Raw genomic sequence first — 1,407 nt, 5'->3', positions numbered from 1 at the left:
GGAGGGCCGTCCCCGATGACGATCCGACGACTCGCCGTCTTCGGCGGGACGGGTGACCTGACCGGCCGTTACCTCCTGCCGGCCCTGGCCGCCCTGCACGCCGCCGGCCACCTCGACGACCGGTTCACCATGACCGCCGCCGGCCGGGAGGACCAGGACGGCGCCGCATACCGGGAATGGGCCGCCGCCCAGATGGGGCGCCACGCGGCGCACCTGCCCGACCGCTCCCTCCGGGCCGTCACCGCCGCCTGCGACTACCGCAGGGCCGACGTCACCGACCCCGCCGAGGTGGCCGCCGTCGTCGCGGGCGACGACCCCGTCGCCGTCTACCTCGCCCTGCCGCCCTTCCTCTTCGCCGCCACCGTGACCGCCCTGCACGACGCCGGACTGCCCGAGGGCAGCCGCATCGTGATGGAGAAGCCCTTCGGCGAGAGCCTCGCCGACGCCGAGGAACTCAACCGGCTGCTCGCCGACGTGCTGCCCGAGCAGGCCGTCTTCCGCGTCGACCACTTCCTCGCCATGACCACCGTGCAGAACCTGCTCGGCAGCAGGCTCGCCAACCGGGTCCTGGAACCGATCTGGAACGGCACGCACATCGCCGAGGTCGACATCGTCTGGGACGAGACCCTCGCCCTGGAGGGCCGTGCCGGCTACTACGACCACGTCGGCGCGCTCAAGGACATGATCCAGAACCACCTCCTCCAGATCCTGTGCCTGGTCGCCATGGAGCCGCCGCTCACCCTCGGCGAACGCGACCTGCGGGACCGGAAGGTGGACGTGCTGCGCTCGGTGCGGCGCCTGACCGACGCCGACGTGGTGCACCGCACCCGCCGCGCCCGCTACGCGGCCGGCCGCGGCGGCGACCACGACGTGCCCGCCTACACCGACGAGGAGGGCGTGGACCCCTCGCGCCGCACCGAGACCTTCGCGGAGGTCGAACTCGAACTGGACAGCTGGCGCTGGGCCGGCACCAGGTTCCGGCTGCGCACCGGCAAGGCGCTCGGCCGGGACCTCATGGAGGTCGCGGTGCGGTTCCGTCCCGTCCCGCACCTGCCGTTCGGGCAGGACGAGGACGTCCGGCCCAACGTCCTGCGGTTCGGGCTGGACCCGGAGAGCCTGAGCCTGGACATGAACGTCGTCGGCTCGCAGGTGGGCAGCCTCACGCAGGTCGCGCTGAGCGCCCGGATGGACCCGCCCGACCTGCCCGCCTACGGCAGCCTGCTGCTCGACGTGCTGCGCGGCGACCCCGCGCTCTCCCTCCGCGGCGACGAGGCCGAGGAGGCGTGGCGGGTCGTCGAGCCGGTGCTGTCCGCCTGGGAGCGGGGGCTGGTCCCGCTGGAGGAGTACCCGGCCGGCTCCGACGGGCCGCTGCGCCGGGACACGCCCGAACGGCGGGACGACCTGCTC

1 protein-coding gene is annotated in these 1,407 nt (G+C 74.0%); it reads left to right on the top strand.

What is annotated here, in order from left to right; all coding sequences use genetic code 11:
* Positions 1-15: 15 nt before the first annotated feature.
* Positions 16-1,407, top strand: a 1,392-nt coding sequence (locus HW445_RS30970) for a glucose-6-phosphate dehydrogenase (protein WP_180224102.1), incomplete at its 3' end; no start/stop codon positions are given.

This window comes from Streptomyces sp. UH6, from assembly GCF_013421635.1.
GTDB lineage: Bacteria > Actinomycetota > Actinomycetes > Streptomycetales > Streptomycetaceae > Streptomyces > Streptomyces abyssomicinicus.
This window is presented reverse-complemented; position numbering and strand designations above follow the sequence as displayed.